Source organism: Halorubrum xinjiangense, assembly GCF_900102375.1.
Lineage (GTDB): Archaea > Halobacteriota > Halobacteria > Halobacteriales > Haloferacaceae > Halorubrum > Halorubrum xinjiangense.
Window position 1 is genome coordinate 84974 of record NZ_FNBO01000003.1, and the last position, 21521, is coordinate 106494.

The 21521-nt window shown below is 69.7% G+C and carries 23 protein-coding genes; 11 read left to right on the top strand and 12 right to left on the bottom strand.

Annotation, left to right across the window (positions count from 1 at the left end):
* Positions 1-83 precede the first annotated feature (83 nt).
* Both F3H13_RS04970 and F3H13_RS04975 read left to right on the top strand, forming a co-directional pair.
* The gene (locus F3H13_RS04970) at positions 84-1550 is read left to right on the top strand and encodes a DHH family phosphoesterase (RefSeq protein ID WP_149797947.1); all 1467 of its coding nucleotides are present in this window, start codon (positions 84-86) and stop codon (positions 1548-1550) included.
* 82 nt (positions 1551-1632) lie between these two features.
* On the top strand, positions 1633-1866 hold the full coding sequence (locus tag F3H13_RS04975) for a hypothetical protein (RefSeq protein ID WP_149797948.1): 234 nt from the start codon (positions 1633-1635) through the stop codon (positions 1864-1866).
* 36 nt (positions 1867-1902) lie between these two features.
* Here F3H13_RS04975 and F3H13_RS04980 read toward each other — a convergent pair whose 3' ends face one another.
* Positions 1903-2877 carry a sugar phosphate nucleotidyltransferase gene (locus tag F3H13_RS04980; protein ID WP_149797949.1) on the bottom strand — a complete coding sequence of 325 codons (975 nt, stop codon included), beginning with the start codon at positions 2875-2877 and terminating at the stop codon, positions 1903-1905.
* Positions 2878-3008: 131 nt separating this feature from the next.
* On the opposite strand from F3H13_RS04980, the gene F3H13_RS04985 reads away from it, so the two are divergent.
* The gene (locus F3H13_RS04985) at positions 3009-3320 is read left to right on the top strand and encodes a transcriptional regulator (protein WP_149797950.1); all 312 of its coding nucleotides are present in this window, start codon (positions 3009-3011) and stop codon (positions 3318-3320) included.
* A 15-nt stretch (positions 3321-3335) separates the two neighbouring features.
* Here F3H13_RS04985 and F3H13_RS04990 read toward each other — a convergent pair whose 3' ends face one another.
* From F3H13_RS04990 to F3H13_RS05010, 4 genes are all read right to left on the bottom strand, one after another.
* Positions 3336-4013: a type 1 glutamine amidotransferase domain-containing protein gene (locus F3H13_RS04990; RefSeq protein ID WP_149797951.1), complete on the bottom strand. Its 678-nt coding sequence runs from the start codon at positions 4011-4013 to the stop codon at positions 3336-3338.
* A 492-nt stretch (positions 4014-4505) separates the two neighbouring features.
* Positions 4506-5075: a hypoxanthine/guanine phosphoribosyltransferase gene (gene hpt / locus F3H13_RS05000; RefSeq protein WP_149797953.1), complete on the bottom strand. Its 570-nt coding sequence runs from the start codon at positions 5073-5075 to the stop codon at positions 4506-4508.
* 435 nt (positions 5076-5510) lie between these two features.
* Positions 5511-6287 carry an enoyl-CoA hydratase/isomerase family protein gene (locus tag F3H13_RS05005; RefSeq protein ID WP_149797954.1) on the bottom strand — a complete coding sequence of 259 codons (777 nt, stop codon included), beginning with the start codon at positions 6285-6287 and terminating at the stop codon, positions 5511-5513.
* 80 nt (positions 6288-6367) lie between these two features.
* On the bottom strand, positions 6368-6589 hold the full coding sequence (locus F3H13_RS05010) for a hypothetical protein (RefSeq protein ID WP_149797955.1): 222 nt from the start codon (positions 6587-6589) through the stop codon (positions 6368-6370).
* 162 nt (positions 6590-6751) lie between these two features.
* Here F3H13_RS05010 and aroC point away from each other — a divergent pair, with 162 nt between their 5' ends.
* Positions 6752-7939: a chorismate synthase gene (aroC, locus tag F3H13_RS05015; protein ID WP_149797956.1), complete on the top strand. Its 1188-nt coding sequence runs from the start codon at positions 6752-6754 to the stop codon at positions 7937-7939.
* Between the two features lie 26 nt (positions 7940-7965).
* Here aroC and F3H13_RS05020 read toward each other — a convergent pair whose 3' ends face one another.
* The 3 genes from F3H13_RS05020 to F3H13_RS05030 form a co-directional block, all read right to left on the bottom strand.
* Positions 7966-8175 carry a hypothetical protein gene (locus F3H13_RS05020; protein WP_149797957.1) on the bottom strand — a complete coding sequence of 70 codons (210 nt, stop codon included), beginning with the start codon at positions 8173-8175 and terminating at the stop codon, positions 7966-7968.
* A gap of 51 nt (positions 8176-8226) precedes the next feature.
* Complete coding sequence (locus tag F3H13_RS05025) at positions 8227-9111, bottom strand: ZIP family metal transporter (RefSeq protein WP_149797958.1); 885 nt, start codon at positions 9109-9111, stop codon at positions 8227-8229.
* Positions 9112-9186: 75 nt separating this feature from the next.
* On the bottom strand, positions 9187-9750 hold the full coding sequence (locus tag F3H13_RS05030) for a TIGR04206 family protein (protein WP_149797959.1): 564 nt from the start codon (positions 9748-9750) through the stop codon (positions 9187-9189).
* Positions 9751-9838: 88 nt separating this feature from the next.
* Here F3H13_RS05030 and F3H13_RS05035 point away from each other — a divergent pair, with 88 nt between their 5' ends.
* From F3H13_RS05035 to F3H13_RS05050, 4 genes are read left to right on the top strand one after another with little or no spacing between them, the layout of a single operon-like run.
* Complete coding sequence (locus F3H13_RS05035; protein ID WP_149797960.1) at positions 9839-10696, top strand: DUF7847 domain-containing protein; 858 nt, start codon at positions 9839-9841, stop codon at positions 10694-10696.
* A gap of 24 nt (positions 10697-10720) precedes the next feature.
* Positions 10721-11488 carry a hypothetical protein gene (locus tag F3H13_RS05040; protein WP_149797961.1) on the top strand — a complete coding sequence of 256 codons (768 nt, stop codon included), beginning with the start codon at positions 10721-10723 and terminating at the stop codon, positions 11486-11488.
* 32 nt (positions 11489-11520) lie between these two features.
* Positions 11521-12651, top strand: coding sequence for a M48 family metalloprotease (locus tag F3H13_RS05045; protein WP_149797962.1), 1131 nt, complete (start codon positions 11521-11523; stop codon positions 12649-12651).
* Positions 12648-14018, top strand: a complete 1371-nt coding sequence (locus F3H13_RS05050) for a hypothetical protein (RefSeq protein ID WP_149797963.1) — start codon at positions 12648-12650, stop codon at positions 14016-14018. The genes F3H13_RS05045 and F3H13_RS05050 overlap by 4 nt, the downstream gene beginning before the upstream one ends.
* A gap of 45 nt (positions 14019-14063) precedes the next feature.
* On the opposite strand, the gene msrB is transcribed toward F3H13_RS05050, so the two are convergent.
* Positions 14064-14474 (bottom strand): peptide-methionine (R)-S-oxide reductase MsrB, encoded by a 411-nt coding sequence (gene msrB / locus F3H13_RS05055; protein WP_149797964.1) that lies wholly within the window; start codon positions 14472-14474, stop codon positions 14064-14066.
* A 108-nt stretch (positions 14475-14582) separates the two neighbouring features.
* Between msrB and F3H13_RS05060 the strand changes: the two genes are divergently transcribed.
* Positions 14583-14819 (top strand): CDGSH iron-sulfur domain-containing protein, encoded by a 237-nt coding sequence (locus F3H13_RS05060; RefSeq protein WP_149797965.1) that lies wholly within the window; start codon positions 14583-14585, stop codon positions 14817-14819.
* A 22-nt stretch (positions 14820-14841) separates the two neighbouring features.
* Here F3H13_RS05060 and F3H13_RS05065 read toward each other — a convergent pair whose 3' ends face one another.
* A complete protein-coding gene (locus F3H13_RS05065) occupies positions 14842-15927 on the bottom strand; it encodes a DNA topoisomerase IV subunit A (RefSeq protein ID WP_149797966.1) in 1086 nt (361 codons plus the stop codon).
* Positions 15928-18387, bottom strand: coding sequence for a DNA topoisomerase VI subunit B (locus tag F3H13_RS05070; RefSeq protein ID WP_149797967.1), 2460 nt, complete (start codon positions 18385-18387; stop codon positions 15928-15930).
* A gap of 258 nt (positions 18388-18645) precedes the next feature.
* On the opposite strand from F3H13_RS05070, the gene F3H13_RS05075 reads away from it, so the two are divergent.
* Positions 18646-19713, top strand: a complete 1068-nt coding sequence (locus tag F3H13_RS05075) for a hypothetical protein (protein WP_149797968.1) — start codon at positions 18646-18648, stop codon at positions 19711-19713.
* Between the two features lie 92 nt (positions 19714-19805).
* Positions 19806-20780 (top strand): oxidoreductase, encoded by a 975-nt coding sequence (locus F3H13_RS05080; protein ID WP_149797969.1) that lies wholly within the window; start codon positions 19806-19808, stop codon positions 20778-20780.
* Between the two features lie 26 nt (positions 20781-20806).
* On the opposite strand, the gene F3H13_RS05085 is transcribed toward F3H13_RS05080, so the two are convergent.
* A complete protein-coding gene (locus tag F3H13_RS05085; protein ID WP_149797970.1) occupies positions 20807-21430 on the bottom strand; it encodes a hypothetical protein in 624 nt (207 codons plus the stop codon).
* Between the last annotated feature and the right edge of the window lie 91 nt (positions 21431-21521).

Below are 21521 nucleotides of genomic sequence, written 5' to 3' on the forward strand. Positions count from 1 at the left end.
CCGTACCGCCCGTACCGGGGTCGCGTATGCCGTTTCGCGCGAAGAGCGCACTCGTTAAGTGTCGCGCCGCGGAATTCCCCCTAATGAGTAGTGGGGCATCCGGATCCGCGCGGACCCGTTACGCCATCCTCGGCTGTGGGAGCGTCGGTCACGCGGTGGCGGAGGAACTGACCGAGCGCGGCAAGGACGTCCTCATCCTCGACCGCGACGAGAGCCGGGTCGAGGCGCTCCGCGATCAGGACCTCAACGCGCGCGTCCAGGACATCGCCGAGTCCGACGTCGTCGACGAACTCGCCGACCGCGACATCGTGTTGATCCTCGCCAGCGACGTGGAGGCGAACAAGGCCGCCGTCTCCGCGGTCAGAGAGACTGGGGGCGACCACTACGTCGTCGTCCGGGCCTCCGATCCCGTCAGCGAGGACGAGCTGCGCGAGCGTGGCGCCGACGTCGTGATCAACCCTTCGACGGTGATCGCCGACAGCGCGCTCCAGTCGCTGGAGACGGGCGAGCTAGAGTACATGGCCCGCCAGCTGGCGGAGATAATCGGGGAGGGCGGCGACCGGATGGCGATCCTCACCCACGACAACCCCGAGCCGGACTCGATCGCGTCCGCGACCGCGCTCCAGGCGATCGCCGAAGCGTTCGGCGTCGACGCCGACATCATCTACTCCGGCGACGTCGGCCACCAAGAGAACCGGGCGTTCGTCAACCTCCTCGGGATCGACCTGCTCGCCCGCGGCGAGGCGCCGGCGCTCTCGGAGTACGCGACCGTCGCGGCCGTCGACCTCGCGAAGGCCGCCGCGGAGGACCTCGAACTCGAAACGTCGATCGACATCTACCTCGACCACCTAGAGTCCGAGGTGCCGTTCGACGCGCGGTTCGTCGACGTGCGGACCAACGTCTCCTCGACGTCGACGATCCTCACGAAGTACCTCCAGGAGTTCGACCAGTCGCCGTCGGAGGCGGTCGCGACCGCGCTCCTCTACGGGATCCGCGCCGAGACGCTGGACTTCAAGCGGGACACGACCCCGGCGGACCTGACCGCCGCCGCGTACCTCCACCCGTTCGCGAACCACGACACGCTCGAACAGGTGGAGTCGCCGTCGATGAGCCCGGAGACGCTGGACGTGCTCGCGGAGGCGATCCAGAACCGCGAGGTCCAGGGGAGCCACCTCTTCTCGACGGCCGGGTTTATCCGCGACCGCGAGGCGCTCGCGCAGGCCGCCCAACACCTGCTCAACTTGGAGGGAATCACGACGACGGCCGTGCTGGGCATCGCCGACGAGAAGATCTACCTCGCGGCGCGCTCGAAGGACATCCGGCTGAACATCGGCAACGTCCTCGACGAGGCGTTCTCCGAGATGGGCGACGCCGCCGGCCACTCGACGCAGGGCTCATTAGAGATCCCGCTCGGCATCTTCACCGGCATCGAGGCGAGCGGCGAGAACCGCGACACGCTCCTCCACCTCACCGAGGAGGCGGTCCGCCGGAAGCTGTTCGACGCGCTCGGCGTCGAGGGCGGGAGCGGCGACGGCTCGAACGGGTCCTAACCCCCGCAACTGTCGGCCCTGGAAGCGCCGCCTCGGCGGGGCCGTTTTCCGGCTTGGCGCCGTAGCCGCGGACAGACGCCGCATGTACGTTCCCAAGGACCCGCCGCCGGACTGCCCCGCCTGCGGGGATCCGTACGACTCAGTCTCCCGGCACACCGAGGGGTTCGTCGCGAACCTGATCGACAACGAACGCTACCAGCGCGTCTGCTTCCAGCCGGTGAGCGACGGCAGCGACCCCGCGCTCGACTGTTACCATCACACACACGAGCAGGCCGGCACAAGCGAGCGGGCGGCACCCGACAAAAAAGGCGACTGAGCGCGGTCGGCAAGGGGCCGTCCGCGGACGGCGCGTTTAGAAGTCGTCGCCCTCGGTGATCGAGGTGTACGAGCCGATCAGCGCGCCCGAGAGGTCGACGCCCTCGAGGGTGGCACCCGTGTCGATCACGGAGTTGCGGATCTCCGAGTCCGTGATCGTCGCGTCCTCGAAGACGACGGCGCGGTCGAGCGTCGAGTCCGTAACGGTCGCGCCCGACATGACGTGGACGACGTCGCCCAGGTCGCTCCCCTCGACGGTCGCGTCGTCGGCGACGAGCGTCCCGCCGTCTAAGGCGTACTCCACCGCGTCGAGGTAGCTTTCGGCGGTGCCGATGTCGAACCACGCGCCGTCGAAGGTGTACGCGTGGACCGCTCCGCGCTGTTGAAGCCACTGGAGGAACCAGCCCGGCTCGTCCGGGTTCTCGCCGTCTTCGAGGTAGGTCGTGAGCTTCGGGAGCGTCTCCGCCGGGAACGCGTAGCAGGCGATGGAGACGAGCGTCGACTCCGGATCGTCCGGTTTCTCCTGGAAGTCGATCACCTCGTCGCCGTTCAGCTGGACGAGCCCGTACGACTTCGCGCGCTCGCGGTCGCCGACGTCGTAGGCCGCCAGCGTCGGCGTCCCCTTGTCCTCGAAGAAGTCGGCGAAGTCGCCGAGATCGAAGCTGATCATGTTGTCGCCGGCGACGACGACCAGGTCGTCGTCGACGCTCTCGCGATCGACGAGCTGTTCGAGCGCCCCCACGACGCCGAACTTCTCGTCCTCCTCGACCGTCTCCTCGACCGAGAGGGTCGGCTTCTCGAAGGGGCTGTCGTCGAGGTAGTCGGCGAACGTGTCGGCGAAGCGCTCGTTCGTCGAGACGAACACCTCGTCGACCCGGTCGTCGGCCTCGAAGTCCTCGAATATCTCGTCGATGACAGTGTTGTCGCCGACCGGGAGGAACATCTTCGGCCGGTGTTCGGTGATCGGCCAAAGCCTAGTCGCGTAGCCACCCGCGAGTACGACTGCTTTCATACGGCTACCGTCTCACCCCGGTGACATACCTCTTGCGCCCGCGTCATCGTTCAGAGCGAGCGCGTCGCCGTCGTCGGGGATCCGCGTCGCGATCCCGGACGGTTTTACTCGGCGCGCCGCGAAGAATCCGTATGGAGACGACGCGCCAGCGGATCGCCGACGCGCTCCGCGAGGAGCCGCGGACCGCGAGCGACCTCGCGGCGACGCTCTCGCTGCCGACGCCCGTCGTGTACGAACACCTCGAACACGTCTCGCGGTCGGTCGCGGACGGCGACCAGCCGAGCGGCGACGGGGGCGGGAGCAGGGGCGAGGAGTTTCTCGTCGCGCCGCCGACCTGCCGCGAGTGCGGCTTCGACGGCTTCGACGACCCGGTCAACGAGCCGTCGCGGTGTCCGGAGTGTAAAAGCGAGCGGATCGAGGAACCGGCGTTCGTGATCCGGTAAGGAGTCAGTTCGGGATTACAGTTCGTCGAGCAGGGTCGTGGCCGCGGCCGCGGAAGAGCCCGGGCCGCGCGCGGTGATCAGGTCGCCGTCGACCGTGACGCTGGTGTCGGCGTCGAGATCGGCGTCCCACTCGGCGCCCGCCAGTCGGACCTCGTCTTCGACCCAGTACGGCAGCTTCCGGCCGTCGGGCATCACGTCCTCGTCGTCCACGATGCCGTCCTCCCACTCGTTGGGGAAGCCGGTGACGGAGCGCCCCTCGACGAGCGGCGTCCCGTCGGCCTCGCGCGTGAACGCGAGGATGCCGACCGCGTGACAGACGACCAGGGCGACGCTCTCGTCGCCCGCGACCGCGTCGAGCAGCAGCTGCCGGGCGTGTCGGTCCTGGTTCACGTCCCAGACGGTGCCGTGGCCGCCCGGGAAGACGACGGCGTCGTAGTCGGCGGCGTCGACCGTCGCGACCGGTGCCGGATCGTTGAGCTCGGGATGCTCCTCGTCGACCTCGCGGAGCTCCGCGACCCGTTCCTCGCCGCCCGCGGCGTCGGGTTCGAGCGAGCGCTCGTCGACGACCGGCGGCGACCCGGACGGCGTCGCGACGGTCACGTCGACGCCCTCCGACTCCAGCGTCGTCAGCGGCTCGATACACTCTTCGGCCCAGTAGCCTTCTTCGCTCACGACGAATAACGCGCTACTCATGTGTACCCCGTTATTCGTGACCTCGACATAAAAGGTGTCCGCGCCCGGCAGCGGCGAGGGGCGGCGCGGTGTTTATAAATGAACGTAGCGGTGCGGTCGGCGCGCGCCTCCGAGCGGCCGCCCCGGCGGCCGCGAGTAGGGAGAGACCGAAGGTCTCTCTGACAGCCGGCGGCGGAGCCGCCGGCGAGAGCGCGTGCGAGGGACGCCGTGAGTGACGGGCGACCGAAGGGAGCCCGGAGCGAACGGCGAGGCTGGGGAGGTGTGAGGTGCGGTTGCGGTGCGGGGCGGGACTCAAAGGGGCAGCCGGGAGGACGAAGCCGCGTGACGCAAGGACCGCAGGAACGAGTGAAACGAGTGACGAGGACCGCAGCGAGCGCACCGAGTCCTCCCGGCTGGGGCTTTGGCGGTGCTCGCTGTCGATCTACTGTCAGCAATTTATAACCGAGCGGCCGGGGATTCGACAGCGTTTGCCGCCGGCTCGCTGTCAACGACCTATTCGTCGCCCTGGGCGTCGACGACCACGACCTCGCCGTCCTCGACGGTGACGTTGATCAGCGTCTTCACGTTGTAGTCGGTGTCGTCGAGCTCGTTCTCGCCCGCTTTCTTGATCACGGCGACGACGTCGACGACCTCCGCGCCGACCTCGTCGGTGAGCGCGTCGAGGATGGCCTTCATGGTGCCGCCCGTCGAGAGCACGTCGTCGAGCACGAGCACGCGGTCGCCCTCCTCAACGTCGTTGATGTACATCTCCGACTCGGAGTAGCCCGTCTCCTGGAACAGCGGGACCTCGCCGTCGAGCCCGTACTGGCGCTTGCGGATGACGACCAGCGGGATGTCGGTCATCAGGGAGAGCGCGGTCGAAATGTGGATCCCCATCGCGGCGGGGGTGACGATCTTGTCGACGTTCTCCAGCTCCGCCTTCCGGATGATCCGGATGACGATCTCCCGGAGCAGCTCCGGTTCGAGCATGGGAACGCCGTCGCTGATCGGGTGGACGAAGTACTGGTACTCGCCTTTCTCGATGATCGGCGCGTCGAGGAGCGACTGCCGCAACTGGTCCATGTCGCCGGTACTCGGGCGGATTAATAAAGCGTGGCGATCCCCCGGCTCCGTGGAGCGCGATCGCACGAAACTAGGACGCGTAGTCGCTGTGTGTCTCACCACTGAACCCCCAGTCGCTCGGCTATACGTGGGTCTCTTCTGATCGATGGCGACCTTCTCCAAAGCCCCAGCCGCGAGGCCACAGTACGCTCGCTGCGCTCCTCGGTCGCTCACTTCGTTCGCTCCCTGCGGTGCTTACGTCGCCTACTGTGGCCTCGCGGCTGCCTCTTTGAGTCCCGCCCCGCACCGCAACCGCGCCTCACGCCTCCCCAGCCTCGTCGGCCGGCCGGAGCGAAGCGGAGGCCGGCCGACTCCCTCGCGCGTGCGACTTCGCGCCCTCTGGGCGCTCGTCGGCACGCGCCACCTTCCAGTACTGATAGCCGGTCTGCGGTCGCGCTACTCGAACTCCGGCTCGCGCTTCTCCAAGAACGCCTTCATTCCCTCGCGCTGGTCGTGGGTGCCAAAGAGACCGGCCCACGCCCGCCGTTCCAGGGCCAGTCCTGTCGCCGCCGAGCCCTCGCCGGCCGCGTTCAGCGCCTCCTTTGCGGCCCGCAGTGCGGTCGCGGGCTTCGCCGCCAGCTCACCGGCCAGCTCGTCGATCCGGTCGTCGAACTCATCGTCCGCGACGACCTCGCCGACGAAACCGACCTCGGCCGCCTCGTCGGCGCCGATCCGTTCGCCGAGGAAGATTAGCCGCCGGGCGACCTCGTCGCCGACGAGCGCCGGGAGCCGCTGCGTGCCGCCCCAGCCCGGGATGATCCCGAGGTCGATCTCCGTCTGGCCCAGGACAGCGCTCTCGGCGGCGACGCGCATGTCGCAGGCCAAGGCGAGCTCGCAGCCCCCGCCGAATGCGTAGCCGTCGACCGCGGCGATCGTCGGCGCGGGGAACGACTCGATCGCGTCCGCGACGCGGTGACCAAGCTCGGCGTACGCCTGCGCCTCGGGCGTCGAGAGGTCGACCATGTGCGAGATGTCCGCGCCCGCGACGAACGCGTCGTCGCCTGCGCCGGCGATCACGAGAACGCGCGCGTCGCGGTCGGCCGCCTCGTCGAGCGCGTCCTCGATCGCTTCGAGCGTCTCGACGGTGAGCGCGTTGAGCTGTTCCGGTCGGTCAACAGTGATCGTCGCAACCCCGCGGTCGTCGACATCGAAGGAGATGGTGTCCCGACTCATATGGGCCCCCTCGCAGGGCGGCGTAAAAACGGTTCGGCAGCCGGAGCCGCCCCTCTGCTGGAGCCCCCGCGACGCGGCCCTCACACCTCTTCGCGGCTATCGATCCCGGTGTAGATGAACCACGCCGTCGTGTACACGCCGACGAACAGGAGGTAGCCGACGACCAGGCCCCCGAGCTGTCGGCTTGCGAGCCCGTCGGGGAGCGTCCGCGAGAGGATCCCGAGCGCGAGGGCGAAAACGAAAAGCGAGAACAACCCCGAGAGGGCGTACACGCCGAGGTCCGAGGTGAGACGTTCGCGCACGCACCCACCAACGCGTTCCCGTTACATACTCCCATCGGTCGCGCGGTGAGTCGCCGGGTCGCGGTCGTCGGTGGCCGCCCCGGCCGCCCGACCACCTCTGAGCGCCGACCGCCCCGTTGCGCGGATTGCAACCCCTATATGCCCCCGGCCATACGTACCGATATGAACGGGAACCGGTTCGGCCGACTCTTCCAGCTGACGACCTACGGCGAGAGCCACGGCGACGCGATGGGCGTCACCGTCTCCGGCGTCCCCGCGGGCGTCGAACTCGACGAGGAAGCAATCCAGGCGCAGCTCGACCGGCGCAAGCCGGGCCAGTCGATGATCACCACCTCGCGGGGCGAGCCCGACGAGGTCGTCGTCAACTCCGGCGTTCAAGACGGCTACACCACGGGCACCCCGATCGGCATGGTGATCCAGAACAAAGACGCGCGCTCGGGTAAGTACGAGCCGTACGTCACCGCGCCGCGCCCCTCGCACGGCGACTACACCTACTCCGCGAAGTTCGGCACGCGCAACTGGGGCGGCGGCGGGCGCTCCTCCGCGCGCGAGACCGTGAACTGGGTCGCCGCGGGCGCGGTCGCCGAGCAGGTCCTCGACGCCTCCGACCACGACGTCGAGATCAAAGCGCACGTCAACCGCATCGGCGACGTCGAGGCCGACGACGTGAGCTTCGAGCAGATCCTCGCGAACAGCGAGGAGAACGACGTGCGCTGTGCCGACCCCGAGGCGGCCGCCGAGATGCAAGCGCTGATCGAGGAGTACCAGGAGCGGGGCGACTCGATCGGCGGCTCGATCTACTTCGAGTGCCGCGGCGTCCCGCGCGGGCTCGGCGCCCCGCGCTTCGATAGCTTCCCCGCCCGCCTCGGGCAGGCGATGTTCTCGATCCCGGCGACGACCGGCGTCGAGTACGGGCTCGGGAAGGGCGCGACGGACGTGGCCGGCAGCGACCGCAACGAGGACTGGACGTTCGACGACGGCGAGTCGTTCGACCACGTCGAAAGCGAGGAGGGCGACCCGGTGCCGGTCGGCAACGACCACGGCGGGCTCCAGGGCGGGATCACCACCGGCGAGCCGATCTACGGCGAGGCGACGTGGCATGCGCCCACCTCGATCCCGAAGAAGCAACGCTCCGCCGACTGGGAGACGGGCGAGGAGAAGGAGGTCCAGGTCGTCGGCCGGCACGACCCGGTCCTCCCGCCGCGGGCCGTCCCGGTCGTCGAGGCGATGCTCTACTGCACCGTCCTCGACTTCATGCTGCTCGGCGGGCGGATCAACCCGGACCGCGTCGACGGGAATCCGGGGCAGTACGACACGGAGTACCACCCGAGCAGCCCGGACAACGAGTAGCGGGCGAATCGCTTACCCCCGACCACCTACTCCCCCGGCGACCACTCGCAGGCGTCCCCCGCGGTGAGGTCGTTCTCGTCGATGTGCGCCGAGAGGCAGGCGTAGTTACAGAAGTACGTCGGCGAGCCGCAGTCGTCGTCGCAGTCGCGCACGCAGATCGGGTCGTGGTCGAAGATCCGCGAGCCGCAGTACGCGCAGGTCTCGTCGGCCTCGGGCGTCGAGACGGTCGTAGACATATCCGGACATACGGACTTCCGCGTTGAAAAAGCGTCGTGCGTCCGTGCGACTCACACGACGATGACGGCGTCGACGACGACGAGCAGGACGAAGCCGACGAGGAAGGCGCCGGTCGCGGCGTCGGCATGCCCGTGGCCGTGCGAGGAGGGGATGAGCTCGCGGAAGACGACGGCGAGCATCGCGCCCGCCGCGAACCCGGACGCGACCGGGAACAGCCCGGCGCCGAGCCCGACGAGCGAGTAGCCGAAGACGGAGGCGACGACCTGCGGAACGACCCCCGACAGGGTGGTGTACCAGATCACGCGGAGGTTCGACATCCCCGTCTCGGCCATCGGCACGGCGAACGCGAACCCGTCGGGGATGTTCTGAAGTCCGATCACGACCGCGAGCAGCAGCGCGACCTCCTCTAACCCGGACGCGAACGCGACGCCGATGGCCAGCCCCTCCGGGGCGTTGTGGAGGGTGATCGCGCCGCCGATGAGCACCGCCTTCCGGAGCGAGGACTCGCGCTCGTCGACGAGCCCGCTCGCGCTCGCTGCCGACTCGGCCTCGGTTTCGTCGGTCGGAGGGGCCGCTTCGGCGTCCGAGTCCTCGGCCGGCGACTCCATCACGGCGACGTCGTCGTCGGTCGCGCCGCCCTCCGCGAACCACTCCCGGTACTCCGCGTGGAGGTGCGGAACGAGGTAGTTGCCGCCGAGCAGCGCGAACCCCCCGAGGAGGATCCCCGTCATCACCGCGCGGAGCGTCCCCTCCTCCATGCCGGGGATCACGAGCCCGAACACGCTGGCGGCGACCATCAGCCCGGCCGCCAACCCGAGGGCCGCGTCGTAGATCCGATGCGTCACGCGGTTTCGGAAGAAGACGGGAAGCGCCCCGAGACCCGTCGCGAGCCCGGCGACGCTCGTCACGCCGAGGACCGAGGCGAGCGTTGTCATGCGTTTCGTGACCGCACGCGAGTTGATAAAGTGGCGGGGAGCGGCCGTCGCCGGTCTCCGGTCCGGGGATCGCGGTCAGCGGGCCACCGCGTGCCGGAGGTCGCGGCCGTAGGCTCCGAGCGCGACGAGGAGCGTCGCGAGCGCGCTCACGGGGACGACGGCGAGCCAGCCGGCGGTCGCCCCGACGCCGAATCGTACGCCCAACCCCGCCGCGACCCACAGCGTCGCGGCCGCCGCGAGCACCAGCAGCCCGCCCGTGACTCGGCGGTCCTCGCGCCCGAGCGCGACCCCGGCCGTGGCGCTCCCGACAGCGAGCAGGTGGAACCCGAGGGCGAGCGGCCACGCCCGGATCGACGGCGGGAGCGTCGCGAACGGACGCGGCTGGTCGAGGAAGTACGCCCACACCGGGTAGCCGCCCAGTCCGCCCCCGTCGCCGCCGAGCGTTACGAACCCCCAGAGGCTCACGAGCGTCGGGGCGTCGTCGCCGCCCGGAACCATCGCCATCGGGACCGCGAGCAGGGCGACGACGAGGAGCCACTCGACGCCCCCGCTCGTCGACGGCGACGCCCGCCCCGACGGTGACGCCCGCCCGGAAGGCGACGCCCGCCCCGACGACGAGGTATTGTCCGGTCGGTCCATGCGATCGGTTCGGCGCCCGGAAGTAAGTATGGTCTGGACCTCGCGTCCGTCGGGAGCCTTTTACCGGTCTCCGAGCGAAGAGCCGCCAATGCCAGCCCTCCGCTCGATCCGACCGGCCGTTAGCGCCGTCGCCAGGAACCCTGTCCTCGTCGGCGTCTCGGCGCTGTTCGCGCTCGCACAGCTCCCGGACCTCCTCGTCGGATCGGCCGCCGATCCGGGACTCTCGGCCGCGGTGTCCGCGGTGACGTTCGGGATACTGATCCTCGTCGTCCCGTTCTTCCAGGGCGGCCTGCTCGCGATGGCGGACGAGGCGCTCGACGGAGAGGCGCGGCTCGCGACACTCGTCGCCGCGGGGAGGGACCACTACCCGCCGCTGCTGGTCGCGTACCTCGCGGTCCTCGGCGTGAGCCTCGCGTTCGGCTTCCTCGTCTTCGTGGGGCTGCTCATCGGGATCGCCGGCAATCTCCTCAGCGACCCGTCCGGGTTCGTCGCCGTCCCCGCCGAGGACGTCACGGTCGTCGCGGTGCTCGCGATCATCGCCGTCGGCCTGTTCGGCGCGTACCTGCTCGTCACCTTCCTGATCCAGTTTTACGCGCACGCGGTCGTCGTCGACGACGCGGAACTCGTCGCCGCGTTTCGCCGCGGCGTCCGGCTCGTGCGGTCGAACCTCGGCGTGGCGCTCCTGTACACCGGACTCCTGACCGTCGGCGGCGCGGCGTTCGGCCTCCTCGTCGGCGCCGCGTCGCTGTCGCTCGCGCCGCCGCCGGCGACGGAGTCCGTCCCGGCGTGGGTTCCGAGCGCCGAGATCGGCGCGCTCGGAACCGTCGGGGTCGGCATCGGGGTGATAGCGGTCACGGGCGTCCTCGGCGCGGTATGGGCGGCCTACTCCGTGGCGTTCTACCGCGGCCTCTCGGATCGGACGCCTCCACGCGGCCGTCAGGCGTAACTCGTCGCCGCCCGTACCGCGGGTGTGAACACCGACGACGGCGGCCATCACGACGCGGCGGTCGACGCGCTGGCGGTCCGGGAGTACGAGCGCGCGGGGAACCGCTACACCCGCGGCGGGCGACGCGTCCTCGCCGACCCCCGACCGGAGGTCGACCCCTTCGAACCGGACGAGAAAGGGTGGGTCGGGCAGGGACTCCAGCAGCTGCTCGCGGCCGCGGTGGCGTACCGCGTCGCCGGCCTCGACGGGCGCGCGAGCCGACGCGCGGCCGAGGGGATCGCCGCGGCGCGCGACCTCGAGTCCGCGCTCCGGCGACCGGGACAGGCGGCCTGTCTCGCGGAGTTCGTCGCGGATTTCCGGGTCGCCGGCGGGCTCGGCGACGCCGAGGCGGCGTACGACGACGCCGCGGAGCGCTATGTGGCCGCCGCCGACGAGATCGACTCGCCGCAGGCGCTCGCGACGACGCCCCTCTTCGAGGCCGCGGCCGCGACAATAAAGCAGGTCGCGAGGGGACAGGCGGACGGCGAGATAGCGATCAAGTGGGAGGACCTTCACGGCCCCGACCCCGACCGACCGGGCGACTTCCTCGCCCACCGCGCCCGAGTTAAAAAGCAGCGGTTCGCGGGATTAATCCAGCGTGCGGTCGACGACGGGCACCTCGCGGCGCCCCGGGGAACCACCGAGTACGACAACGACTCACACCGCTGTCCGGACTGCGGGTCGAACCACGTGAACTGGGCGGGGACCGGGATCCTCTGTCTGCGCTGCTCGCGGCCGACCGAGAGCATTTAACAGCTCGCCTCGAACCGGTGAGTCGACACCCGATGTCGCCCTCCATTCCCTCCTCCGGGAGCGCCGAGCGATCGCTGTCCCACGACGAGGACGCCGGCCCTCTCGACTCCGGCAGGTCCGACGCACAGCGCGGGCCCGGCGCGCCCGGGTCCGATCGCGGGCTCCGGATCCGGATGCTCGTCGCGACCGCGCTGGTGGTCGCGCTCCCGTTCGCGTTCGTGTACGCGTTCGTCTTCCTGATCAACGCGGTCGGCCTCCCCCTGCTGGAGTGGGCGAACGAGCGCCCCTACACCGGCGAGGTGTACGTCAACCCCGTCTTCCTCGCGGTCGTGGTCCTCGGCGGCCTCGCGGTCCAGTACCGGTACGGCCCCCGGACCGTGTTGCGCTCGGTCGGCGCCCGCCGCGTCTCCCCCGACGAGTACCCCGAACTCCACGCCGCGGTGACGCGGCTTGCCGCACAGGCCGACCTGCCCGCCCCGGACGTCGCGGTCAAGCACACGGACCTCCCGAACGCGTTCGCGGTCGGGACGCCCGGCGACGGGACCGTCGTCGTCACGACCGGGCTCCTCGACCGGCTCGACGGCGACGAGCTCGACGCGGTGATCGCCCACGAGCTATCGCACCTCGCGAACCGCGACGCGAGCCTGATGACCGTCGCCTGGGTCCTGCCGACGGTCACCTACTACGTCGCGGTCCTCGCCTTCTACGTCCTCTACGGCCTGTACAACTTCCTCCGGTTCGGCGGCGGGGGCGGAGGCGGCGACCGCGACGGCCGCGCGCTCCTGGTCGGCCTCGTGGTGATCACGGTCAGCGCACTGCTGACGCTCACCGTCTCCGCGATGTTCTGGTTCGGGAGCGTGCTGATCCACCGCGTGCTCTCGCGGTACCGCGAGTACGCGGCAGACCGAGGCGCCGCGGAGATCACCGGGTCGCCCGCCGCGCTGGCGAGCGCGCTCCGGACCGTCGACGAGGCGATGCCCGAGGTCCCCGACCGGGACCTTCGCGAACTCGACGGCGGCGCGGAGGCGCTCTACCTCGCCCCGTTGGAGGCCCGGGCGTTCGGCGACAAGGAACTCGTCAGCACGGACGTGTTCCCCGAGACGCACCCGCCGACCCGGGACCGGATCGCGCGGCTCCGCGAGCTCGCGGGTGAGGAGACGTGACGGACGGCGAGAGCCGGCCCACCCCGCCGACGCCGAGTCGCCGACGCTTCCTCGCGGCCGCCGCGACCGGCCTCGCGGCGACGACCGCCGGCTGCGGCTACGTCCCCGGCGGCGGCGACCTCGCGTGGGAGGAGTCCCTCCCGGCCGGCGGGCTCGCGTTCGCCTCCGACAGGTGGTACCGCGCGACGAACGATCGGCTGGTCACCGTCGAGAACCATTCGGGACGCACCTTCGACTTCGAGGACAACGTCTGGCGCGACCTCTCGAACGCGGCCGTCTCCCTCCTCACCCCGGACGGGGCCGCCCGGGGCGTCGGCGAGACGGAGCGGCAGGTGACCGGCGCCCCCGCGGTCACCGACGGCGCCGCCTTCCTCCCGGTCGAAGGCGGGCGGCTGACGGCGGTCGACTTGGCGGGCGGCGCGCCGTCTGGGGGTGGGTCGGGCGCGGCCGAACCGGCTGACCGCGACGAGGGACAGTCGATGGACGACCCGGTCCGCTGGCGAGTCGATGCTGGGTCGCTCCTCGCGGGCGAGGCCGGAGACGACGAAACGACCGAGTCCGGGGACGACGGGGCGGACGCGACCGGTTCGTCCCTCCAAGGCGTCCGCGCGAGCGACGCGCTCTCCGTCGCGGTCGGGGCACGCGGTGTCGCGGCGTTCGACGCGCAGACGGGCGATCCCGCGTTCTCGGTCCCGGACCTCTGGACCGACGCGGACGGCGGGGGCGGAACCCCGACAGACGCGACTTCGCGGGTCGCGGTCGACGGCGAGACCGTGTGGGCGCTCATCCCGGAGAGCGCGTCGGCTACCGATGACGACGACGCCGCCGTCGTCGGGTACGACCGGTCGGGCGACGGGCGCGTCGAGCGCCCTGTCGCCGGCGACAACGAGTGGCTCGTCGCCGTCGGCGGGACCGTCGTGACCGGGGCGCCGGGCGCGTCGCTGACGGGCTACGACCGGAAGCTCGACCGTCGGTTCTCGCTGGACGTCCGGGCGCCGACCACCCGGCCGAGCGACGTACCGCCCGGCGAGGGGCGACTCTACTACTCTCGCGGCGGGACCGTCACCGCGGTGGACGTGGACGCGGAGGAGGTCGCGTTCGAACGGTCCGACCTGCCGTCGGGTCACTTCGCCGCCGACGCGGCTGGGGTGTACGTCGTGACGAACGCCGGCGGCTTTGGCGACGACGCGGAACCGCGGGCGGTCGCCGTCGACCCGGACGGCGCGGTGCGGTGGCGGGCGCCGCTGCCCGAGGGGATCGAACCGGAGGGGTTGTTCGCGATCGGGGAGCGTCTGGTCGTCCTCGACTCGGGGCGGGCGTACGGTTTCCATGCCGCAGCCGGCGAGCGGCCGTCGCTGCTCGGGTAGGCAGAACCGTTTGGTCCAGCTGACGCCGGGAACGCTCCTACTCGGTCACTCGTCGTCGTACTCCATCGCGACCGAGTTGATACAGAACCGCTTCCCGGTCGGTTCGGGGCCGTCGTCGAACACGTGGCCAAGGTGGGAGTCGCAGTTGGCGCACCGGACCTCGGTGCGGCGCATCCCGTGGCTGGTGTCCACCGTCGTCGTCACCGACTCCTCCTCGGCGGCGTAGAACGCGGGCCAGCCGCAGCCGGACTCGTACTTCGTCTCGGCCTCGAAGAGGACGGTGCCGCAGGCCCGACAGCGGTACTCCCCGTCGTCGGGGTGGTGGTCGACGTACTCGCCGGAGAACTTCGCCTCCGTGCCGCTCTCGCGGAGGACGCGGTACTCCTCCTTGGAGAGCCGCTCGCGCCACTCCTCGTCGGTCAGCTCGCTCGGGTCGCGCTCGTCGATCTCGCTCATACCACCGATACACGCCGCACGGGCAAGGGGGTTGCGGCGGTCGAGGCGACCGCGACGGCGCGTCGATGCCCACCCAACTGGTTTCACCCTCGCGGCGGATCGGTCCCCATGGCTCGCGAAGTCACGCACGAGGAGCGAGGCCCGGCGGTGCTCGATGACGACGACAAGGGCGACGACGGCCTGATCTACGTCTGTCAGTGCGGCCTCTCCGACTCGAAGCCGCTCTGTGACGGCTCGCACAACGCGACGACGGACGAGCAAGACAGTGCCGTTTATAAATACAAAAATGACGACGCTGACGGCGAGCGCCGCGAGATCGACGAGATCGTTTACGAAGACGAGTAACGGAGCGCTCTCGACGAAGCCCTCAGAGGACCCCCATCTCCCCGAGCCGCTCGGGGAGGTAGGTGTCGGTGACGAAGTCGAGGCCGCGGCTCGCGAGCGACTGCTGTTCGGACTTCTTCCCGATGTCGAGCTGGAGCTCGATCTGCTCTTCCCAGTAGTCGGTCTGGAACCGCGGATCCTCAAGCTCGGACTCTAAGGCGTTGATGTCGGAGTCCGAAAGCGGGTCCGAGGGGAGGTCGTACTCGACGATGTCCTCAGGCTGGATCCCGATGAACCGCGCCTCGGGCGTCGCGAGGTACTTCGAGAGGTGCGCGGACTTGATCGAGCCGTAGGCCACGGAGCCGTAGATGCGGTACGACCAGGGGTCGCCGTCCGTGAACACCACCACGGGGAGGTCAAGCTCGTCGCGGAAGCGCTTCGTCAACCGGCGCGTGGCGCGGGCGGGCTGGCCGCCGAGGTGGACGACTAAGGCGTCGTGCTCCTCGTCGAAGCCGTTCTCGACGAGCCGGTCGCGCATGCCGCCGGTCTCCACGCAGAGGACGAACTCGGCGTCGTTGTCGAGGAACTCGATGGTGTCGGGGTTGTTGGGGATCTGGTACCCCCCCTGTCCGACGTCAAGTTGGCAGTGGATCTCGCGGTCGCCGCGGTTGGTCTGCTCGCGGATCTCCAGCGGGCCCATCACCTTCGCGCCCGACTCCTCCGGGCGCATGTGGAAGTCCTCGCGGGTGACGCCGGTGACGATCTCCAAGTCCTCCACGAGGTCGTTCGACTCGTCCTGCGAGGAGAACTGCGCCTCGTTGTTGTCCCACGACTCCGAGAGGTAGTACAGCTCACGCAGCGTGGACGAGCGGTCGTCGTCGAGCTGGTTCGCGAGGAACTCGATGGTGTAGGCGGCCTTCAAAAGCTTGCGCGCGCCCCGCACCGAGTTGGCGCTGCGCGTCGAGGTGCGGTCGCCGTAGGTCCAGACGCCGCTCTCCTCGTCGTACTGGATGTTGCTCTTCGTCCGCGTCGGGAGCGTCATCTCCGGGATGTTCCCCGCCGCGAACTGGTCGTAGAAATCCGCGGCCAGGTCGATCAGCTCGTCTCGTGCGTCGCTTTCGGTCGTCATTTAGGCGTTCACCGTGAGTTTCTCCGTCTCCACGCCGCCGACGCTGACCTCGAACTCGGGGTCGCCGTCGACCGCGTACGTCAGTTCCCGCTCGTCGCCCGAGGGGACATCGGGCTTCCACTGGACGAACCACTCGCCGTCCATGTCCACCACCGTCCCGTCCGAAAGGTCGGTCGGCTCCGTCGAGACGATGTCCGTGATCTCAAGCTGCTCGTTCACGTCCGAGTGGTTCTCGACGACAAGCGTCACCGTCTCGCCGTTCACCTCGCGCTCGACGCTGACGTTGTTCATGATCCGCGCCAGGGCCCCGTCGATGTCGGGGCGCGGCCGGCCCGTGACCTCCGAGACCTTGTCGGCCATCTCGGGGAGGATCCGGCCCAGCACGTCCTGTTTCTCCCGACGTTGCTGCATCGAGCGCCGCTTGCTGAGATACGACTTCAGCTCGCGGGCGGCCTCGCGGACGGCGAGTTCGATCTCGTCTTCGATCTCCGGGACGTTCGCCAGCGCGTCTTTCGACTCGCTCGTGAACGGGACGTTCGTGGAGGCGACGTGAATGCTGATGACCGCCGGGCCGTTCGGCATCCCCGAGCCGCCGGGCTGGTCGAGCCCGTAGTTGCGCCACCCGATCTGCTTTATCACGTCCGTCGTCGCGCAGGCGCCGCGCTGGTAGACAAGGGGGACGCGGTTCGCGAACCGGAGCAGCTCGACCGACCCCTCGGCCGGAATCTCCCCGCCGTAGGCGATGCCGGCCTCGACGATGAACGGGTCGCCGCCGTGGACGTCGGCGTCGCGGGTCGCCGCCGCGTAGAAGTCGGCGTCGTACTCTTTCCGTAGCCCGGCCTCGACCAGTTCGGCCGTGATCGGCGCGAGACACCCGGTCGGCGGCGCGAGGATGTCCGTCGTCCGCATCGCTTCGAGCAGGTCGGCGGCCGCGTCGCGGTCGCCTCCGATCGCCTTCACCTTCGGCGGGTCGTCCGGCACCGTCCGGGCACGCGACCAGAACGCCTCGACGACGTTCTCGCGGGCCGTCTCGCCGAACGTCGCGTCGTGCTGCTCGGCGACGAAGCCGGCCGCGTCCGCCACGAGGCGTTCGAGGTCGTCGCGCGTGACGCGGAACGCGTCGCCGTCGAGGTCCTCGAACCGCCGCGCGAGGGCCTCGGCCATCGCCTGAACCGCCTCATCGTCCTTCCGCGTCGACGTCGCCTCGTCGACGAGGGCGTAAGCGTCGGAGACGAGCGGCGACGCATCGGCGTCGTCGGCGCCGTCACCGCCCTCGCCGGAGTCTGCGTCCTCGTCGCCGCCGAGCCCCGTCACCGCCCGCCACGCGGCGTCGACCGCGTTCTCGCGGACGGTCCCGCCGAACGTCTTCCCCGTCTCGTCCTCGACCGTCTCCGCGGTGTTGTCCACGATTTCTGCGACCGCAGAGCGGGTGACCCGGTCGTTGTTTCCGACCGTCTCGGCGACCCCGTCCGCGAAGGCGGTCGTCGCCGCCGCGCCCTTGTTTGCGACGGCGTCGGCGACCGCGCTCGCGACGTCGCGGTCGTCGTGGGCGCGCGGCGGTGACCACGACAGCTCGCGGCCGTAGTAGACGTCGCGGAAGTTGTCGATCACGCCGTCGGCGGTCTTCTTGCCGACCCGCGTGAACTCCTCCTGGAGGAAGCCGGAGACGGAGTACGACTCGGTCGCCTCAAGCATCTTGATCAGCGCGCCGAGCTCGACGCCGTGCGGGTGCGGGCGGATCTCCTCCGTCTCCGCCGGCAGCTCGTCGGTCGCGCGCTCGAACTTTAGCGGCTCGTCGAGCCCCGGCTCCCGCAGTTCGAGTCGCGCGTGGGGGTTGACGACCGCGGTGTGTTTCACGTAGTCGTGGAGCTGCTGGCGGGCGCGCATGTTCGCCTCCATCTCCAGCTCGATCCGCGTGCCGTGAGGGCGGTCCCAGGTGGTCTCCTCGTCGGCCTGGATCTCCGGCTCGTTCGTGTCCGTGTCGATGATGAGCTCGAAGTACTGCGCCCGCGACTGGCCCTTCGGGCGCGAGGTGATCTTCGCCGGTTGGCCGGAAGTCAACTGAGAGTACAATACAGCCGCTGAAATTCCGATCCCCTGCTGACCACGATTTTGTTCACGTTTGTGAAACCTTGAACCATACAGAAGTTTCCCGAACACTTTTGGGAGCTGTTCTTTCGTGATGCCCGGCCCGTTGTCCTCGATGACGAGCCGGTAGTAGTCGCCCAGCTCCTCGATCTCGATGTAGATGTCGGGGAGGACGCCGGCCTCCTCGGTCGCGTCCAAGGCGTTGTCGACCGCCTCCTTGACGGCGGTGACGAGCCCGCGGGCGCCCGAGTCGAACCCGAGCATGTGTTTGTTCTTCTCGAAGAACTCGGCGATGGAGATCTCGCGCTGGCCCTCGGCCAGCTCCTCCGCGATCCCCTCCTCGTCGCCGATCGTCGACTGGAAGGACGTCATTCGGTACTCTTCCCTTTCACCGAGGCACCTAAAAACGCACCGCCGGCGCGGTGAAAGTGGATCTCCGCGTCAGACGCCGTCTCGTCCGGGTGTGTGGGTCGCAATCGCGGACGAGGTGTCGTGACGAACGCGGACCGGTGGTGTCGGCGGTGCCGTCGACCCTCGCGCGTCGTTACATTGAAATAATATAAATTAATTGAATAGTGTGTCGCAGTGACGTGGGGGTTACTGACAGCTGTGACGGGAGGGAGCACGCAAATGGCAGACGACGACGCGAAAAGCGGGGGGAATCGGGCGGAAAGCACGACCCGGCCGCGGGCGGCGAACCGACGGGCGGTGCTCAGGGGGGTGGCCGCGACCGGCGCCGCCGTCGTCTGGGGATCGGGGGCAGTCGCGGGCGAACCGGGGCGAGGGAACGCTTCCGCCGGGGCATCCGGCGGCGGATTCCCGCCGAAGGGAATCACCGAGTACGGTCGGCGCGTCGACCTCGGAAACGGATCGGTGAGGACGTTCACGACGGAGACCCCGTCGGGGGAGCCGAAGTACCACGGCGTGGAGTTCGACCGGGCGGCACTGGAGGGGTTGCCGGGCGCAGACGCCCTCGCGGCGGCCGACAACCGGGCCGAGACCGACAAGTATCGCGCCGGCGGGCAGGCGACGAAGGTCCACTTCAAGCAGTCGCTCCAGTTCTTCGTCCCGTTCCCGGACGCCGAGGAGACCCCGTTCACGTTCCTGGGACTCAACTGGAACCCGGGCGGCCACTTCGGCGGAGCGGGGGCGTGGCTGAAGCCGCACTTCGACATTCACTTCCACATGCTTGACCCCGCGCGGGTCGACGCCGTCGAGGGACCGCGGCTTCCGCCGTACGACACCGGGAACGGTGAGTACGATCCCGGCAGCCCTGAGCCGGACCCCAACGGAAATGTGGACGAGACGAACTTCGACTACGACCAGCTTCCCGAAGGGTACACGCGCTCGCCCGACGTGGTCGCCGACCAGCGATACATCACGGACATGGGCGAACACACGGCCCCCGCGGACGCGCCGGAGCTGCCGGACGGGCCGGGGGAGCCGGGGACCCCGGAAAACTTCGATAACACGCTCATTCAGGGGTTCGTCGGCGACGCCGAAACCTCTCGGCTGGCGTTCGTCGAGCCGATGATCACGCGGGATTTCCTCTTAGGCTTCGGCGGGAACGAGACGTACGAGGTCCCGCAGCCGCAGGAGTACCCGCACGACCGGCAGCACCCGACCGAGTACGGAGTCCGCGACGTTCCGTCGAAGGACACGGTCGCCGTGATGCTTGGGGGATTCGAGCGGGTCTGATCGGCGATCGGGTCGCCTCCCTCCGGCGCGGGGTGCCGGGCATCGGTTCGCCCGCCGACAGGTTTCTCCCCGCGACGCCCCTTCGATCGCCCATGGCAGAATGGACGGCCGACGAGATGCCGCGATTGGACGGGAAGACGGTCGTCGTGACGGGCGCGAACAGCGGGCTCGGCTTCGAGGGGACCCGCGAGTTCGCCGCGCGGGGCGCGACCGTCGCGATGGCGTGTCGAAGCGTCGAGCGCGCCGAGGCGGCGGCCGAGGAGATCCGCGCCGACGCCGGGGGCGCGGTCGACGGCGCCCTCGACGTGCGCGAGTGCGACCTCGCCTCGCTCGACTCGGTGGCGGCGTTCGCCGAGGGCCTCGAAGCCGACTACGACGCGGTCGACGTGCTCTGTAACAACGCCGGCGTGATGGCGATCCCGCGGAGCGAGACCGAGGACGGGTTCGAGACGCAGTTCGGCGTCAACCACCTCGGCCACTTCGCGCTCACGGGACGCCTGTTCGACCTCCTCGACGCGGCCGAGGGGATCGGAGGCGATGCCCGCGTCGTCACGCAGTCCTCGGGCGCCCACGAGCAGGGCGAGATGGACTTCGCCGACCTTAACTGGGAGCGGTCGTACGGCAAGTGGAAGGCGTACGGGCGCAGCAAGCTCGCGAACCTGCTTTTCGCCTACGAGCTCCAACGACGCCTCGACGCGACGGGCGGCTCTAAGGCGAGCGACGAGGATAACGGCTTCGGGATCCGCAGCGTCGCCTGCCACCCCGGTTACACCGACACGAACCTCCAGCTGCGCACCGCCGAGGAGAGCGGCAACCCACTGATGAAGGTGGGGATGAAGGCCGCGAACGCGGTGTTGGGTCAGGACCCCGAGATCGGGGTCGAGCCGATGCTGTACGCCGCGACGGCCGACGTCGACGGCGGCGCCTACGTCGAGCCGGGCGGCCTGATGAACATGCGCGGGCACCCGACCGTCGGCCGGTCGAACGACGCCTCCTACGACCGCGAGGACGCCCGGAAGCTCTGGGAGTACTCGACCGAGGCGACCGGCGTCGAGTACCCGCTCTAACCCGCTCCCGCCGCAAGTCCGCGGCGTCAGTGGAGGGTCCCCTCCCGGACGTGCGCGTCGTGGGCGAACAGCGCGTACCCCACGTCGACCGCGCGGTACCCCGTCTCGTCGGCGATCTCGCGAATCGGCTCGATCATCGCGACGTAGTCGGCGGCGTCGAACGACTCCCTCCGGCCGTCGAGGTAGCCGAGCCGCTCCAAGGACGCCCAGACGCGCGTGTCGACGACGGCGTGGCGGTCGCCGTCGAGGGCGGCCAGCACGCACGACGCGGTCGGCGCCTTGAACCCGGCGAGGCCGGAGAGTAGGTGAATCGTCGAGAAGTCGCCGTCGACGGCGCGGGCGTTACGGGTCACCTCCAGACACCGCTCCTCGGGGTTCTTCTCGACGTGGTAGGCGCTCCGCGTCGACGACTCGTAGGCGATCTCGTACAGCTGATCGCGGGTCAGGTGCCCCTGTGACCGGTACAGGTCGCCGAACTCCGCCAACCGCTCGGGGAGGACGCCCTGCGTCTCGGCGTAGCGGTCGAGGTTCGCGGCGACGAACGCGTCGAGGTCGTCGGTGTGCGCGTCGGGGTCGTCGGGGTGCGCGTCGAGGTCGTCGTCGTGCGCGTCGAAGTCGTCCGCCTGGGCGTCGGGATCGTCTGCCTCCATGCGATCCGATCCCGGCTCGGAGACCAAAACGGCGGCGCCGTCGCTGGCGGGTGTAATATACGCGGAACGCGTTTCGAGAGCTGTCCGAGTT